We start from the raw sequence: 16,716 nt of genomic DNA on the forward strand, positions 1-16,716 counted from the left end.
ATGAGCAAAGCGAAATTTTGCGCAGGGCCGAGCAGAACTGCGAGCCCCGCACAGCCCGACCCGCCCAAAGGGCGGGGCAGCCCCAAAAAATAATAAACAACAACTTATGAGTTTTCTAAACTATTTATCTGAAATTAAGACCTTTATCTTTGATGTAGATGGCGTTTTTACGAATGGCGAACTATTGGTGCAGGAAGATGGCCGTTTGTTGCGCAGCATGAACGTAAAAGATGGCTTTGCCTTTAAGCTAGCGCTAGAAAAAGGCTATGATATTTTTATCATTACGGGGGGACGCTCTGAGGGGGTTTGGCGCCGTTTTGAGGGTTTGGGCCTGCCTGCAGGCAATTATTTTGCGGGACAGCACGACAAACTTTCTTGCATTCGGGAGCTGATTGAAGCCGAGCGCATCAATTTGGACCATTGTTTATACATGGGCGATGATTTGCCTGATTATGCGCCTATGCGTTTGGTGGCTTTGGCTTGTTGCCCTGCCGATGCCGTTCCTGAAATTCAGGCCGTTAGCCAATATGTTTCGCCTAAAAAAGGAGGAATGGGTTGTGTGCGCGATGTCATTGAGCGAGTCTTAAAAGTGCAGGACCAATGGCCGCAAGAAAAAATTACGGAGCTCTAATTTGGGCTTTTTTTCGCCTCATTCGCTGGCCCAATCTACTTTTGTTGTGGATTGGGCAAGCTTTGTTTTACTGCCTACTTTTGCGGCCTTTAGGCGAGGAAAATTGGCCCATATATCTGCTTTATGCTTTAGCAACGCTGAGTTTGGCGGCAGCGGGTTACATCATCAACGATTATTATGATTTGGAGATAGATCGTTTGAATGATCGAAAACGGCCATTGGGACGAGAAATTTCTACTTTTTGGGGCTTTGTTCATTATACTTGGCTACAACTATTGCCTTTTAGTTTGGCCGCTATTTATTCTCCATATTTTCTATTGCCTATTTTGTTGGGCATTAGTTTTTTGCTTTGGGCCTATGCGGCAAAGATCAAGGCTTGGCCTTTTTGGGGCAATTTATTGGTGGCCAGTTTAGTGGTGGCTAGTTTGGGTTTATATTACCAAGAAGCCCTCCCTTACTTAGCTAAAAACCTTTGGGCCAAGCATTTTTTTGAGGCTTATTTGGTTTTTGCCTTGGGCAGTAATTTGGTCCGAGAAATTGTAAAAGATCGAGAAGATTTGCAGGGAGATCGAGCGCAAGGCAGCTTTAGTCTAGCTCATTATCTGCCCGCTTGGGCCCTTAAAAGTTTGCTCTTTTTTATTCTTTTGGGCAGTTTGAGTACAGGAGTTGGCTTAGTTTGGCCGTATTTCGGGCTATTTTCAGGCTATTTTTGGGGACATTTTTTGTTGCTGGCGGCTCTTTTGTTTTTGCTCATTTTTGTCTTAATCAAAGCTAAAAGTAAAAAAGATTGGAGTCAACTCAGTCTATTGCTCAAAATTTACATGGCCTTAGGCCTAGCTGCCTTAGTTTGGTTACCATAAAAAAAGAGCCCGTGAAAATTCACGGGCTCTTTTGCATTCAAGGAGACTAAAACCTAATCCTCATCTGCCAAACGACGCTGTTTTTCATCATCTAGCTGACGTACGCGCTCTTTCAAGTCTTCTAGGCTGATGTCTTTTACTGCTTCTAGATCTTCCTCTGAAGGATGAACATGAGACCAGTTTAGACCACGCTCAATGCGGTAAATTTGCATTGGAGTAATTGCAAACGCCTCCGCCAATTCTCTCTTTTTCAATCGGCTACGTTTAGAAGCACTTTTGAGTAAGCGCACCTTAGCGGGACTCATGCGATAGTGACGCTCCTTTCGGCTGCGTGTATCCTTATAATTAGGGCTATTTTGCATGTACTCTCTCCACTCATCATGGTTAAGCCACTTGATGTTCGTCCATTTGTTGTTAGAACGATCGTAGTCTACATGCACAGCATGATTAAACTCATCTGAAGGCTTTTCACAGAAGTGAGTAGCAATGAAAATATGTAGAGCCAACTCACCATAAGTTTTATCCGCCAAGCGAATATGCAAACGACGGAAACCACGGTGGTCCACAGAACCTTTCAACAAACGCTCTCCAGTAGTGCGTTTGTGATAGCTCTTAATGCGGCCCATATTAGAAATGTAATATTCAAAATGTAAGGTTGGGCGACCAAAATCAACTTTTTGCCAAACTTCACCAGGAAGTGTGGTCACTTTTTGACTTGCATCCATTAGATAAGGAGATTTTAAGTAAAAAAATAAGCTATATGAGTTAGGTACTCATTGATAAATACAAAACGTCATTATTTTGTAATTACCTTGCTTTAAAGATAAGGCTTCTTTAGGGGCCAAACAAGCATTTACTATTTTTTTTTAGTTTTTCACTTGCTTTATATCTCTGATAACAGCCAATTCCCCACTTTTCTAATAAGTTTTGGTCATTCTGCTAGGCACAACTAAAATATAGTCTGCCTTTTTGTAGTGTTCTCGATCCAATTTAGAGATATCTTCTTGCTCTACGGTAGTGATTACGGCCACTTTAATTTTAGGTTTTTTGTCTTTGATATAATAGACGATACCCTCATGAAAATCAGAGTGAAAGCTTCCATTAAAGTGCAAAAATAGTTCTCCCTCATTCCAGTTAGACAAAGTAAAATGAGCCATAGTCGCATCCTTTAGCATTTGAGCATGCGGAAAGCTCTCATCGCCCCCAGCCATTTCCAACATTTTCTGATAACAGCCTAGCTCCATATTCGTCTGAATTGGTAATGGAGCCAAAAATACCTTAGAATAATCTGGTAAATGATCTAATTGGTCCAAGCCCTGTTTGCTTACCATCGAAGCATATCGGCGAGGGACATTAGTGCAAGCAAAGCGCAACCCATTTTCTCGGGCAAATTCTACTAAAGGCTTATAATCCGTCTGATAGTTTGGCCAAAGGCGCATTTCTTTCTCAAAATTAGAGGTACCAATATAACCAAAAAAGTACTCATTCAAAATTACCTGATTATCAGCCTCAAACATTTCAGCCCCCATCACCAATTCTTCTCCTCGCTGTGCGTAAAGATCTCGACTAAGCTCTAGTTGCAACCAATGACTGATTGTGTTGTTATGCAACTCGCCAAAAAAAACCATATCCAAATCGCTCAATTTATTGAGCATCTTCTTGTATTTCAGCTTTTTCCCTTTACTATCATAAATTTGATAGGCCTCTTTCTCTTGGGCCATCGTTTGCCCAACACTAAGGGCCAAGAGGAGCAATACACTCCAAAATGTTTTCATAATTGGTTCTTTTAGTATAAATAAATCTGTTGTTTTTGGGGCCCGCGGCCGGCTCAGCCTCTGGCTTCGGTCGGCCGCCGCTATGCTTCGCGGCTCGCTGCTCGCTCGGCCCTGCGCGGGCTTCGCCCGCTGGGTCTGGCCTACGGCCACCGCTGCGCAGCGCTGGGCCAAAATAGCTCTTGGCGGCCTACAATATAGGACAATTCTTTTTGCTGGGAAACTTAGGCAGGGGCCGCCAAATATAGACAAATAAGAGCTCAAAGCCCCCTTGGCCCAAACTAGCTGGCTGAAAATCTGAATAATTTACGTCATAACTCACCCCCAACTCCCAATTATTTTGATATTGAATGCCCAAACGCGGCTGCCAGCTATCTTTCCAACGCCAAGATAAGCCCCCATAAAGGCTAAGCGCTCGGCCTGGCCGCTGATCTATACTATAAAAGAAAAGCTGGCTCATCCCCCACTCCCAATAAGGTCCTTGCCGCTGTAGTTGCCCCGCCGTTTGCCCTTTCCATTTTGGTCCCAAAGCATAATGTCCTTGTCCATAATATGTGGCCCGAATTGGCAAAAATCGATCATCTTCGCCCAAAAAGCTTTGCTTGGGCCGATTCAAATGATACAGCCCTACACCTAACTTAATTTGCCAGTCTTTTTGTTGGTACATCAAGGCCAAGCCCGCCCCCAAATCGCCAAAGAGAAAGCTTTGCGCTCCCCCCAAAGCAGGCTCCTGAATGGCCCAGCTTGGATCAAACTGATCTCCCTGAAACTGCTCATCAAAACTAGCGCCCTTATAGTTGACAAATCGCTGTCCTGCGCCCAAGTACCCCCCAATACTAAGCGACCAATTGGCAGCTAAAGTCTGTGTTCGAGCCACACTCAAGCGCAAAACCGATTGCCCTAACCCCAAATCTCCAGCCCGATCGGCCTGTAAATACAGTCCCCAATGAAAACCCGCAAAAGCCTCCTTTTGCTCCATCCCTAGCGCCAAGGTCTGATAGGCCACAGGCACAGCCGACCATTGCTCTCTCAACTGCATACTAAAACGGTAGCGGCCATCAAAAGCGCCTGTTTCTGCGGGAGAGTTGGCCCAAAAATTTCGATCAAATTGACTAAAATGTAGGTCTTGCCCATAACTCCAAATTGGCCAAGCAAAGAAGATAAAAAGGTAGAACTGTTTCATGCAAAGCCATTTTAAAGAAAGAGATAAGAGGTTGGGCCATTTGGCCCAGCGCTGCGCAGGGGTGGCCGTAGGCCAGACCCAGCGGGCGAAGCCCGCGCAGGGCCGAGCGAGCAGCGAGCCCCGCAGCATAGCGGCGGCCGACCGAAGCCGGAGGCTGAGCCGGCCGCGGGCCCCAAAACATCAACTAAATATAATAAACTCCTTTAAAAATGGCTGTTTATGAACAAGAAAGCTAAAAACAGCTCGATTTAGAACAAAAAAAAGCCCTTGGCCAAAACCAAGAGCAAGTATACTTAAATTAAACACAGAATCATTTTTAACGTTGTCGGCCGTTGATGGCTTGAGGGGCCCGATGGGCATTCATTTGCCCAAAATGCTGCTCGCGCTGCTTGCCCTGATCCATGACCAAAGTAAGGCTTACCGCATGAGGCTGTAGTGCAGGTGCCGCCTGAGCCATGCTCTGCGTTTTCGTGATGATTCCTGCCTGAAGGATGCGCTGCTTATTCATAATTTTCAGCTTTTTGGGTGAAATAATATTTTGTCTAAATCTTCCTTTGTATAAAATACTATGGAAGTATAGGGGCTTTTAAGAACTTTTGCTACTCGACTCAAGTCAAAAGCTAGGCCAGTTCATCTTTTTTTTTTACAATTCAGCCTAAATCCTTTGCCTTTAAGTAGTTAGATAAGCGTTAAGAAAAACTCAAAAAAATAAGCGCCAAATTGACATAGTTCCGAGGAGACTTACTGTCAATTTGGCGCTTGCGTAGACAAAATGCTGAAAATATATATTGGAGGATATGATATCTTGGCAGTTGCCTAAGCAAGCGCCAAGGCTTACTTTTAAGGATATGTGCAATGCTTACAACTTTGGGCGAGATCAACCATCGTATCAAACATAGCGGGGGCTAGGACATGGCGTCGGCCTTGTCCTCTTAGCTCGCTAGAGCGATAGTTGATATGATCTGAATATGAAAGCATCTAAAATTTGGTTTTGGGGTGTTTTCTAGAAATTACGATTGCCAAACTGCAGGCATCTAGATTCAGTTCCAAAAAGCACCCAGGTTTTTTCAGTTTTTTTAAGCAAAAAACCTAAGTCACTATTTATCAACTAAATGCAGAAATATTTTTTTTCATCAGCAAGCGCTGCGAAGCGTTTCCGCCCTTAGAGTTAATCGCTAAAAAACTAGTCTGCCCCAAGAATAATCCTTACCTTTGCCCCTCAAATTTAATATAATGGGCATACAACAAGATATTCGACTATTAGAGATGGAGGACCTGCTGGCTTATTTTCAAGCTAAAGGCGCTCCTAAGTTTAGAGCCAAGCAAGTTTTTGAGTGGTTATGGAAAAAAGGCGCACATAGCTTTGAAGAGATGACCAATCTCTCTAAAAAATTGCGCGAACAACTAGAGGAAGACTTCTGTATCCGCCCCATTACGCTCGATATGGAGCAGCGCTCCAATGATGGCACCATCAAAAATCGTTTTCGGCTACATGATGGGCACCTCATTGAATCGGTCCTGATTCCCGTTCCTAGTCAAAACCGCTATACGGTTTGCATTTCTTCTCAGGTCGGTTGTAGCCTGAGCTGTAGCTTTTGCGCTACTGGAAAAATGAAGCGCCTGCGCAATCTGGACGCGCCCGAAATTTACGATCAGGTCCTTTTGGTCAACCGCCAATGCGAGGAAACCTACGGCCACCCCATTACCAATGTGGTTTATATGGGGATGGGCGAACCGCTACTCGCCTATCGGCCCGTTCTGAAAAGTGTGGAGCTGCTCACAGCTCCTTGGGCCTTGGATATGGCCCCTCGCCGCCTCACGATTAGCACGGCGGGCATTGCCAAAATGATTAAACGTCTAGCCGATGATGGCATTCGGACCAATTTGGCCCTCTCTCTGCATGCCGCCGATGATACGAAGCGAAATGAGATTATGCCCATCAATGAGCAAAATAATCTGGAGACCCTAATCGAGGCCCTGCAATATTTTTATGAGCAAACCAAAGACAGCAAACTGACCTTTGAGTACATCACTTTCAAGGATTTTAATGACAGCATTGAGGATGCCCAAAAGTTGCTGGCCCTCTGCCAACAATTGCCCAAGGTCAAAGTCAATATTATTGAGTATAATCCCGTGGAGGGCGTAACGCTGACCAAAGCCGCAGCCGAAAAAATTGACCGCTTTTCGGAATACCTCAACCGCCGAGGAGTGCCCTGCACCGTCCGCCGATCTAGAGGTAAAGATATTGATGCAGCCTGCGGCCAATTGGCCAATAAGTAGTTGTTTTTTAATGCTGTTTTGGGCCTCCGCTGCGGCTTCGCCTTGCGGCGCTAGGTTGCGGGGCTCGCTATTACTTGCTTCGCTGCGTCGGCTCCCGTTGGTCGGGTCGCTCGGCCCATGGCAAAGCCCATTGGCCCAAAAGGATCAAAACTTCGGTTTTGATCCTTTTTTTATGCCCAATTAATAATGAGTTAGTTAAAAGACTTGTTTATAGCAGGCGGCAAAGCCGCCGCGGCTGAGGGGCTGGAGCAGGGCCGCCGCAGGCGGCAGACCTAGCGGGCAGAGCCCGCGCAGGGCCGAGCGAGCAGCGAGCTGCGCAATGGCCCGACCCAAGGCCGCAGGCCGCAGGGGCAGCCCCAAAACAAAAAAAACTTAAAGACTTTAATTTTTCTGATATATCCTGTATAATGAGCGTCTAATAGGCTGTAGTAATTTTTGTAAAAAAGAGAATAGCAGCCTCCTTGAGCAAACATAGTTAAGGCAAAGACATTATATATATTTAACTAAAACATCTCTATTTAATGATGAATAAAAGAACATTTTTGAAGCGTTCGGCCACTTTGGCCTTGGGTGCGAGTTTGAGTCCTTTATTTTTACAATCTTGTCAGGGCGAGGAGCCTAAAAAAGAGGAGGGCCAGGGCAAAGAAGAGGCTGCTACGGGTTTGAGTGAATTTGTGTTGCCAGCTTTGCCCTATGCGGCGGATGCGCTATTGCCCCATATTGATACGGAGACCATGAACATTCATCATGGGAAGCATCATGCGGGTTATGTGAAGAAATTGAATGCGGCTTTGGCGGGAAATCCTTTGCAGAAAGAGGCGAATAGTTTGGAAGATCTTTTGGGTCGTTTGGAGGAGAAGGAAGAGCATACTGCTTTGCGCAATAATGGTGGTGGGCACTACAACCACAGCTTATTTTGGGCTAATATGAGTCCAGAGGGAGGAGGAACGCCAGCGGGGGAATTTGGTCAAGCTTTGGAAAAAGCCTTTGGATCTTTTGAGCAGTTTGCCAATGAATTCAAGGCGGCTGCGGCCAGTCGTTTTGGTTCGGGTTGGGCCTGGTTGGCGGTGAATGCCAAGAAGGAGCTTTACATTTGCAGCACGCCCAATCAGGATAATCCTTTGATGGGAAAAATTGTAGAGCAGCCAGGGCAGCCCATATTGGGGTTAGATGTTTGGGAGCATGCATATTATTTGAATTATCAGAATCAGCGGAAGTCCTACATCAATTCTTTTTTCAATATTATTAACTGGTCTGCTGTGGCTGAGCGCTGGGCAAAAGCCGTTAAATAAGTAATGCATTTGAAAAGGACAATTATTAGTGGATTGGGGGGCTTAGGGCTATTAGTAGCCTGTGCCCCTTCTGCCACGCCAGAAGCGGTTAATCAGCCGGAGGAATTGGTACATGAGCTGGTTGACAGTAGTGGTCAAGAGAAAGAAAAAGACAGTGTTAGTGTTTGGGAGCAGATCGACAGCAATGCGTTGCGGATATCGCCCAAGGCTAGTGCGGAAGAACGCGCCAAGATTATGGAAATAATTAGTAGAGAATACTTAATGGGTCAATTTAATCCGGCTGGGGACGAACGTTTTGAGCGGATTGATCGTCAGTATTTGGTCTATCCTGATCGAAAAATATTCATTCGGAAAGAGGCTATGGCCAAATTTAAGGAAATGCGGTTGAGCGCCAAGGAAGATGGGATATCGTTAAAAATCATGTCGGCCACTCGGCCCTTTAATGTGCAGAAGGCCATTTGGGAGCGGAAGTGGAAGGGAGAGCAGCGGGTAAATGGGCAGTTTGTGCCACAGGATGCCTCCAAGAAGGCCAAGGCGGAGCAGATATTGGAGTGGAACTCTATGCCTAGTACGTCGCGGCATCATTGGGGGACAGATATTGACATCAACAACATCAATCCGGACTATTGGCTTAAGGGTCAAGGGGCCAAGGAATATGCTTGGTTAGTGGCTCATGCGGCTGAATTTGGCTTTTGTCAGGTCTATTCTGCGGGTCGTCCGTATGGATATCAGGAAGAAAAATGGCATTGGTCTTATATTCCTTTAGCTAAAAAGTTCACAGATGAGTATAAAAAGTACATAAAGGATACAGACATCCACGGATTTTTAGGTTCGGAGGCAGCGGCAGAGATTGAAGTTGTGAGAAAGTATGTATTGGGGATCAACCCTGATTGTCTTTAAGCGGCTTAATGAGCTTGTTGTCTAAATCCTAAACTACCCATTACATTTATTCCAACAAGTTCATTAAAAGCTTAACTAAAGATGCTTTCAGAAAACGAAATTCAACAACTAGAAGACTATCAATACTATCGATTATCTTCTGATGAGCGCAAGGCCATAGAGCAACGCATGAAAAAGGACCCTGCCTATAAAAAAGAGGCTAAGGCTTATCTTCATCTCTTCAAGAGTTTTCAGGTAGAGAAGTTAGCAGAGGATATGCGTAAGTGGGATGAGGAGTCAGCTAGCCCTACTAAGGTTAAATTCTTTCGGTTTAGTTATTTGGCTATAGCGGCTAGTGTTGTTCTTTTATTTAGTGTGGGGGGGTATTTCTTTCAACAGAACAATGCAGAGCCAAAAATTTTTGCGACCTACTATGAGGCCTACAAGCCTTTGAATATGCAGGCTAGAGGAGGAAGTGAAGCGGTTAATGCGCGATTGATTTGGGAAGCAGAGCAGCTTTATAAAGCGGGGAAATATGCCGAAGCCATTCCGCTTTTGGAGGATTGTTCTAAGACCAATTGTCGGTTAATGCTCGGGATTTCTTTTTTAGAGATCCAAAAAGAAGATCGTGCAAAAGCTATTTTTCAGGAACTTAGTCAGGAAGAATCTATTTCTTTAGAAAAAGAACAAATTGCAAGTTGGTACTTGGCACTGACTTTGGTAAAAACAGAGGAGTGGGCGGCTGCCCAAAAAGAATTGGAGCAATTGCTACGTACTGCAGAGGAAGGTTACTATATTAGTCAGGCAAAAGCTCTTCTTCAAGAAATAAAAGCTAGATAAGTCGTTTAGGTCCTTAACTAAAAATTGTTGATCTGTAGATTTTTTTCTATCTTTACTATTAACAATGCTTTTGGCCTCAACTCATTAATTGGGTGATAGCGGCTTTATTTTGGGGTAAAATCATGCAATTTGCTAGCCGCCAAACAAAATTCAATTGCAAAGTAAAACACCACCGTATTCTATGAGAAATCTTCGCCTCCCTAAAGAATTAAAGCTTTTTGCGCTGGTTGCTCTGTTGCTCGTCATGATTGTCGATAGCGCGGATGCACAAAGAAGACGCAGAAGAGATAAGAATAGCGGTCGTTTGGAAATTATGGAAGACCTTCCTGAGTTTTTCGTGAATGACAACCGACTACCCGATTACCTTAAAATGGTATATCGCCGTGATGCTACTCGTTTAGCGCTTCGTTTGATTGACCGTGAGCAGCGGATGTCTAAGCAGACGATTATTGTTCCTGAAGAACTCGTTCAGGCTATTTACAATGCCTTGGTAGCTGTTCGTTTGAGTGATTATGGAGCTGTTCAGGATGTAACAGCTAAGTATTATGTCCGTACTTTTCCTCAGCCCAATGTTGAAAATATTATTTTGTTGGCGGAGCATGATGCGGATTGGCTAGAGCCTTTGAAGCGTCGTGCAGATACTACTGCTAGTCCAAGTATCAATAATATTATTCGTAAGTATAATTTAGTGATGACTAATATGGTTTATCTTGATGAGGAGCGTGCAGGTTTAGTCTTGCAATCTCGTGAATTCATCAATATGGCTGCATTGGCGATGAAGTTTTATACCGAAGAAGGGATTGGTTCTATTGAAGAGACGCTTCCCTATGGTGATGGCAATGACATCAGCATTGAAAGAACAAAAGAAGGTTGGGATTTGGTTTACAGTGTTAAGTTTGGAAACTGTGTAAATCAATGTCAAAAAATTCATAGCTGGGAATTTTCCATTGATGAAGGTGGAGAGGTCTCCTATAAAGGGGACAAGGGACATACGATTCCGCCATGGCTTAGTCCAACAGCAGAAGCTAAAAAATATCCAGATGTTTTAAAGAACTAAGTTCTTTGGATTTCTAGAAGGAGCTATTGAGTGTATACTCAATAGCTTTTTTTTGCTTGTGGCTGGACAAGCCTTGCTCTCCTAACTGACAGTTTGGTTTTATTGTTATGGCTTACTTGTTTCTAGTGGGATAAGCAGGGGAATAAGAAAAAGCAAAACTTAGCAGAAGCTAAGTTTTGCTTTGAGTTCTAATTTAAGGGTTGTACAGGGCGCGAAGCGCCCGCAGGCTGAGGGGCTGGAGCAGGGCCGCCGAAGGCGGCAGACCGAGGCCAGAGGCCGAAGGGCCGAGCAGACCTGCGAGCTGCGGAATGGCCCGACCCGACCAAAGGGAGGGGCAGCCCCTAATAATAGTTGATATAATACAAAAAGAGTCCAGTTAATTGGCCAAAAAGGCTAGTTAGGCTGCTATTAAGTTTTCCCCGCAGCATTTCCTCATAACTTTGCCCTTCTTTTGGGGGTTGTTTAGCGGCGATTAGGGCTTTAATTTTTTTGCGAGTTTGTGTGTATTGTTGCCAGCTATACCAGCTCAGGTATATAGCTAAAACAAAGGGGAAGCTCCTTGTTAGGTCAACTTCCCAGTAATCAAAAACCCAGAGGGCAATTGGGAGCATAACAGCTCCTTGGGCCAAGGCTGCCAAAAACTCGATACCTTGAATAAGCAAGGTATTTTCGCTAAATAGCTTACGTTCGCCTGTTTTCAGGAAAGGTATAGCTAAAATTAGCAGCATAAAGCTGAGGCTTAATTTAATTAGTAGTGCTAATAGGTTGCTAAATACTGAAATGGCTAGCAGGCTGATAAAATAGGCAAATATAAGTTGGAGCATTCTAGAAATTGTTTGGGCAAAAAAAGGGGGCCGAAGCCCCCAAGTTAAAGCATATAAAATTAAAATGCGGAGTTGGCTCGGAGGCGGAACTGAGAGTACATCCCAGAGTTTCCAGCTTCTACTGAGTAGGTATTGCCATTAATTTTCACTTTGGCAAATTTGCGTTTCAATCCAGCTACTGCATTATTGTATTCTGGTTTAGAGGAAGCTGTGGTTAGAATTCCTTTACTATATTGGAAATAATACCACTCTCCATTGGGAGAGACAAAATAGATATTAAGTACATCATCTCTGAAAGGGTCCATTTGGACCTCTACGGCTCCTTTGAGTACTTGGCCAATATGTGTTCCCATCATAGAGGCCAACTGCAGGCGACCATTTGCGACAAAAGACTGTGTTTTCGGGCTCCACTTCATAATCATTTTAGAGAAGAAAAGCGTGTGATTGAGTTCTTTGGGCAAGACTAATCGGTTATCATTGGCTACTTTTTTCCAGACCTTATCGAAAGCCTCGTTATCTGGGACAAACTCTTTTAGTCTAGCTTTGAAAGAGCGGTTTGTCACGCTAGTATAGAGGATTTCTTCAATTGTTTCTTCATTAGACTGTAGATCTTCGATGATTAAGTTGGCGAGTTGATCAGGAAGGTAAAAATCCATTAGAGAGGCCATATCGAAGCGGAACTCTGATTCTTTATTTAGGAAGAAGCTAAAGTCGCCATAAGACTTAATGTTAATGGGGGGAAGTTCTGGTTTTTTAAAGCCTCCATCTAAATTAAAGCTTCCTACGGCCTCTACCTTAGCGTTCTTTTCTGAGACGGTCATTAGGTTCCCAAGCGTATCGGGGTCCATAACTTTAACCGAATCTCCGAACATATACATTTGTTTAAACTGGTGAAATTTAATCAGTCCACGGGCTTCAAAAATTCCACGATCTTTTGGATCTCGTTTAGGGGCCAAAATTGAGGGATAGAGGTATAAAGAGTCCATACCTAAATAGAGTCCAACATAAAGCGCCTCCCCTTCAGGGTTAGTTGGTAATTCATAATCAATGGCTACATTTTTTTTATCAATTCGGGCGTCGATACCGAACCATTGTGGTCTTGGAATGACAGAAGATGTCAATTTTGCAAAACCTCTAAAGGTCAAGTTTTTAGACTCGGCACTCATTTCCACATCTCCCTTAAAGCGGGTGCGGCGATCGAGATAAAAGCTATCTTGTTCTTCTAGGACACCGCTACCGAAAGTAATAAATTGAGCTTCATTCTGTTTTACTCGAATATTATCAAATTTGATTTTTTGGTCTTTAAAGTTGTCTACATTAAATTCCAAAAATCCATCTGCGGTATATTCTCGCTTACTAATAATATTGATTGTAGCATCTAGAATTTGGTGATTTTGGTTAAAGGTATCTGCTACAATTCTAGAGCTATCTAGGGTACGCATATGTGCATGCCCTTCGATTTCAATATGTTGGTTAATAGGATAAATAAAGGCATCGGCTACTCGAATATAGTCTACCCCATCAACCTGAAGTAAACCTGTATTCAGATCATAGTCAGCTGATTCGCCCATAAAGTAGAGAGAATCTTGGCTTTCTTCTGTGGCTAAGAAAAAGCCTGCTTTACCTTCTGTCGCATCAATGTGGATATTTCGTTTATCCATATCCCAGTGGAAGCGATCCAAAGAGGTTTTATAAGAGTTATAGGGTAAATCTGTACTCAGGTCCTTTTCCCTAGCAATAAAGTCTCCCGTTCGTTTATCAAAATCTACAATAGCTTCTACATTATTATTATCAAAAGCAAAAGCCACCTCGCCTTGTTGCTTGATAGAAACTGCTGTAGAGGGAGAAGTCACGCTATTTCGACCAAATTTAAAGTCTCCTCCAGGATTTGATTTTAGGGTAGCCTCATCCCACTCAAAAATTCCTCTTCCGAGTAGTCCATTAGGTGTTAGGTTCAATGAGCCATCCAAAACATATTCTCCACTTTCAAAAAACTGAAATGGAACGCCTTCTTCCATATCCGACTCAATATACATAGAGTCGCTATAGGGGGCCCAGTCGATGAATACAGATTGTCCATCCACTTTTGGAAATTCTACGCCATCAATTACTTCTTCTTCTAGAGCAAAATCCTTTACACTATCTGCCACAAAACGCTCTGGTAAAAGCTCAATGTATTCTGAAGAAATAGTTGCCCCTAAATAATCTAAGGTTCCATTAGCCAAAAAGCCCTGATTACTAATTCCAAAAGCGCCTTTAAATCGTCCCTTTCCTTTTCCAGGGTCTTCTCTCAAGTAAATAGGATAACCTTCCTCACCTGGCGTTTCGGATTCAAAGCCTAGAGAAAGGTCTAGGTACATAATTTTTAATGGCTCGTAAATTTTAGGAAAAATATCAGCTGGTGTTAGGCAGCCTCTCAAACGCAAATTATCTGAGTCATAATCCTTTAAAGTATGAATTTCAAACTTAGGATAGACCTGATAATAAAAGTCTTCTTTAGGATAGACCTGCTCTCCATAAATTTCATTTAAACGGCTTTCTCGTTCAAAATAGACATAGGCCGTATCACTCACAAAGACGGAGGGCATTTCTGGAGGGCTTTCCTGCTTACCCGATTTGTTACTCGGTGCATCAATAGATAATACTCCTTTAGTATTTCTCAGCTGGTTGTTAATTAAGACTGTTTTTTTTGAAGGCTGGCCTTCATCTGTGGTAGCTCGTTCATTGCTATTAAAACCTGCATAAGGCCCAGAAGGATACTTTTCCCTTTCATAGACATAAAAGTCAATGAAATCAATGCTATCCATAGCTACTTCATAGCTTTCGTAGTAAAAACGGAAATTTTGACCTGTAAATTTAAGCAGGCCGGCTTCCATTACACCATTAAAGAGCATATCCTTATTCGCCAACATTTCTACTGTTTGCTCTAAAGGCGAAACATATACGCGTTGACTATCTGAAAGAGTAAAAGAAATGACTCCCTTGGTCTCCATGCTTTGTTCCTTTATATTAAAGGTCGCATTAGAAGAACGTTGCTTGGCCTTTGATGGCACCGACTTAATTTTAATCTGGTCATAATTGTGTACATTAAAATCACTCTTACGGGCTGATTCTTTATAGTGAAAAAGCTTTTTACGTAACACAATCAAATCTTCTTCAGGATCATAGGTTATAAAACCATCAGCAATCAACTCCTGAATTAATGTCGAGCCATTATCTCGATTATGAGAAGGAGAGCGTACATCATTGATAAAGTCCCAATAATAATAAGCATCTATCATCCCCTGAGAAAACACAGAGGGATATCCCTTCTCAAATTGATTCCAGTCGTCATAGTTGCGAATAACCTTATACTTCGGATTCAACTTTGCCTTTTGAATGGTTTTGCAATCCATAATATGCAGTTTTTCCATTCGCTTATCTAACATCCCAAGCAAAAACTCTGGCGGTAATCTTCGACTATCATCCACCTGCAAAGTCAACTCCATATCCCATTTTGCTAAGCCATCATCAGGACACTCGCCATTAGCTCTTTGTTCCAAACTTGCCCCTAGAGCCTCTGAGATCAACCCAAACTTAATAATGGGGTTAATTGTCCCAATCAACTGATACTTATGCATGACATCATCATCAAAATACTCATCAGAAGTGACCTCCATATTCTCTTTGTTATCCCCCAACTCCATTTCATCACTGTCAATCTGCCAACGAATAGAGTTTGTCCGCAACTCTCCATCTTGCAAAGAGTTAGTAAAAGGTACTTTAGAGGTCTTATCTCTTCCTCGCTCTAAACTGAGGTACTTTTTCTTAATATCATAACGCATCAAGATATTGGGATGATAAATAGAATCAACCCCATTCTCTGTCCTAAAATAAATGCTTACCTCTGCCGAGAAAGACTCTACTTTTTGCCCTTTGGCAATATCAAAAGATTCGGCAAATGCCCGAACAACTAGCTCTCCTTTACTATTCGTAATCTCAATAACCGAACGGTCATTCTCATCTCCATACCCACGCACATAGTTCCCTTCCAACTTAAATCCACCCCGATAATCAACCCCCTCTCCAATATCCTCAATCGATACCCGCTTAGACTTTGAGTAAAAACGCGGATAAGACAAACTTGTAGGCTGCCGAATACCCTCCATATTTTTCCCCGTTTCCTCATCCTTATAAGTATATACCTCTGACCTTCTCGAAATCCGATCCTCAAAGATCCCTATCATTGACTCCTTAAAAACAGAAGGGTAAATTAAGGTAGAACTATCTACCTTATAAGACGTTTGCTTGGCTAAAATATTATAATTCTTGATCTCACAACGAGCATCCTCAGCCCCCTCCTGACGCCAATAGACTACTCCCGACTCCCCTTTCCATACAGCCTCCTTGCGCAAGGGGTAATACACTCCAGAAGCTTCCTCTATAGTCAATGAATCACTTTTATTAAAACAGTAAAGCGTCGTATTTTTATATTGAATCCCCAACTCTCCCGCATCAAACTTAATCACAAAGTTTCGACTATCTGCCTTCCATGTATGACTCCCCCTACTCACCTTGTACAGATTATTATCAATCCAAAACCCCAAAGACCATTTGAGATAATTCTCAAACAAATAATTATCTCGAATTTCTTTCCCCTCCAATACCTGAAGCGAAATATCTATCCAACGATCAAAATACTTCTGCGTCAAGCCATCATCTTCTGCAAAAGATACAATGGTCTCCAATAAAGGACGAATGTAATTATGCCGCTTCATCTTCAACCCCACCATCTCATTAGTCAACCTCAAAAAGCCCTCATAATGCTGATCCGTTACTCGCCGCTCCTTAATCGCCTTCTTAAAACGCTTGAGCGTCTCCTCACAATCATCTCGCTTAAACTGAGTCAAGACATCCTCAATCTCATTAAACAATTTATCCCGATCTGTAGGCTCAAAAGGATCTGTATTGACCCCCTGCGCCCATACACTCCCCACAAAAAATAGGAGCCCAATCAATACCATTAGTTGCTTCATCTCTTTTTTTATTTTTTATTTTTTGGGCCTCCGCAGCAAAGCTGCGGCGCTACGTTTCGGGGCTCGCTATTCGCTCGGCCCTG

The 16,716-nt window shown here is 43.1% G+C and carries 14 protein-coding genes; 7 read left to right on the top strand and 7 right to left on the bottom strand.

What is annotated here, in order from left to right; translation table 11 throughout:
• Nucleotides 1–106: 106 nt before the first annotated feature.
• Both PPO43_RS01175 and PPO43_RS01180 read left to right on the top strand, forming a co-directional pair.
• On the top strand, nt 107–631 hold the full coding sequence (locus PPO43_RS01175) for a KdsC family phosphatase (RefSeq protein WP_272619958.1): 525 nt from the start codon (nt 107–109) through the stop codon (nt 629–631).
• Complete coding sequence (locus PPO43_RS01180) at nt 601–1,491, top strand: UbiA family prenyltransferase (RefSeq protein WP_272619959.1); 891 nt, start codon at nt 601–603, stop codon at nt 1,489–1,491. Before PPO43_RS01175 ends, PPO43_RS01180 begins: the two co-directional genes overlap by 31 nt.
• A 53-nt stretch (nt 1,492–1,544) precedes the next feature.
• Here the strand turns inward: PPO43_RS01180 and PPO43_RS01185 are convergent, their stop codons facing one another.
• The 5 genes from PPO43_RS01185 to PPO43_RS01205 form a co-directional block, all read right to left on the bottom strand.
• Entirely contained in the window at nt 1,545–2,216 is a 672-nt protein-coding gene (locus tag PPO43_RS01185) for an NUMOD4 domain-containing protein (protein WP_272619960.1), read from the bottom strand.
• Between the two features lie 192 nt (nt 2,217–2,408).
• Nucleotides 2,409–3,266: a ChaN family lipoprotein gene (locus PPO43_RS01190; protein ID WP_272619961.1), complete on the bottom strand. Its 858-nt coding sequence runs from the start codon at nt 3,264–3,266 to the stop codon at nt 2,409–2,411.
• Nucleotides 3,267–3,453: 187 nt separating this feature from the next.
• Complete coding sequence (locus PPO43_RS01195; RefSeq protein WP_272619962.1) at nt 3,454–4,446, bottom strand: PorP/SprF family type IX secretion system membrane protein; 993 nt, start codon at nt 4,444–4,446, stop codon at nt 3,454–3,456.
• Between the two features lie 316 nt (nt 4,447–4,762).
• Nucleotides 4,763–4,954 carry a hypothetical protein gene (locus PPO43_RS01200; RefSeq protein WP_272619963.1) on the bottom strand — a complete coding sequence of 64 codons (192 nt, stop codon included), beginning with the start codon at nt 4,952–4,954 and terminating at the stop codon, nt 4,763–4,765.
• 332 nt (nt 4,955–5,286) lie between these two features.
• Nucleotides 5,287–5,424, bottom strand: coding sequence for a hypothetical protein (locus PPO43_RS01205; protein ID WP_272619964.1), 138 nt, complete (start codon nt 5,422–5,424; stop codon nt 5,287–5,289).
• Between the two features lie 255 nt (nt 5,425–5,679).
• Between PPO43_RS01205 and rlmN the strand changes: the two genes are divergently transcribed.
• From rlmN to PPO43_RS01230, 5 genes are all read left to right on the top strand, one after another.
• Entirely contained in the window at nt 5,680–6,726 is a 1,047-nt protein-coding gene (gene rlmN / locus PPO43_RS01210; protein WP_272619965.1) for a 23S rRNA (adenine(2503)-C(2))-methyltransferase RlmN, read from the top strand.
• A 521-nt stretch (nt 6,727–7,247) separates the two neighbouring features.
• On the top strand, nt 7,248–8,018 hold the full coding sequence (locus tag PPO43_RS01215; RefSeq protein WP_272619966.1) for a superoxide dismutase: 771 nt from the start codon (nt 7,248–7,250) through the stop codon (nt 8,016–8,018).
• A 3-nt stretch (nt 8,019–8,021) separates the two neighbouring features.
• Nucleotides 8,022–8,918, top strand: coding sequence for a M15 family metallopeptidase (locus PPO43_RS01220; protein ID WP_272619967.1), 897 nt, complete (start codon nt 8,022–8,024; stop codon nt 8,916–8,918).
• 81 nt (nt 8,919–8,999) lie between these two features.
• Nucleotides 9,000–9,737, top strand: a complete 738-nt coding sequence (locus PPO43_RS01225) for a hypothetical protein (protein ID WP_272619968.1) — start codon at nt 9,000–9,002, stop codon at nt 9,735–9,737.
• A 181-nt stretch (nt 9,738–9,918) separates the two neighbouring features.
• On the top strand, nt 9,919–10,794 hold the full coding sequence (locus PPO43_RS01230; protein ID WP_272619969.1) for a hypothetical protein: 876 nt from the start codon (nt 9,919–9,921) through the stop codon (nt 10,792–10,794).
• 341 nt (nt 10,795–11,135) lie between these two features.
• Here PPO43_RS01230 and PPO43_RS01235 read toward each other — a convergent pair whose 3' ends face one another.
• The gene (locus PPO43_RS01235) at nt 11,136–11,618 is read right to left on the bottom strand and encodes a hypothetical protein (protein WP_272619970.1); all 483 of its coding nucleotides are present in this window, start codon (nt 11,616–11,618) and stop codon (nt 11,136–11,138) included.
• Nucleotides 11,619–11,677: 59 nt separating this feature from the next.
• Nucleotides 11,678–16,633: a hypothetical protein gene (locus PPO43_RS01240; protein ID WP_272619971.1), complete on the bottom strand. Its 4,956-nt coding sequence runs from the start codon at nt 16,631–16,633 to the stop codon at nt 11,678–11,680.
• Nucleotides 16,634–16,716 lie beyond the last annotated feature (83 nt).

This window comes from Saprospira sp. CCB-QB6, assembly GCF_028464065.1.
Classification (GTDB): domain Bacteria; phylum Bacteroidota; class Bacteroidia; order Chitinophagales; family Saprospiraceae; genus Saprospira.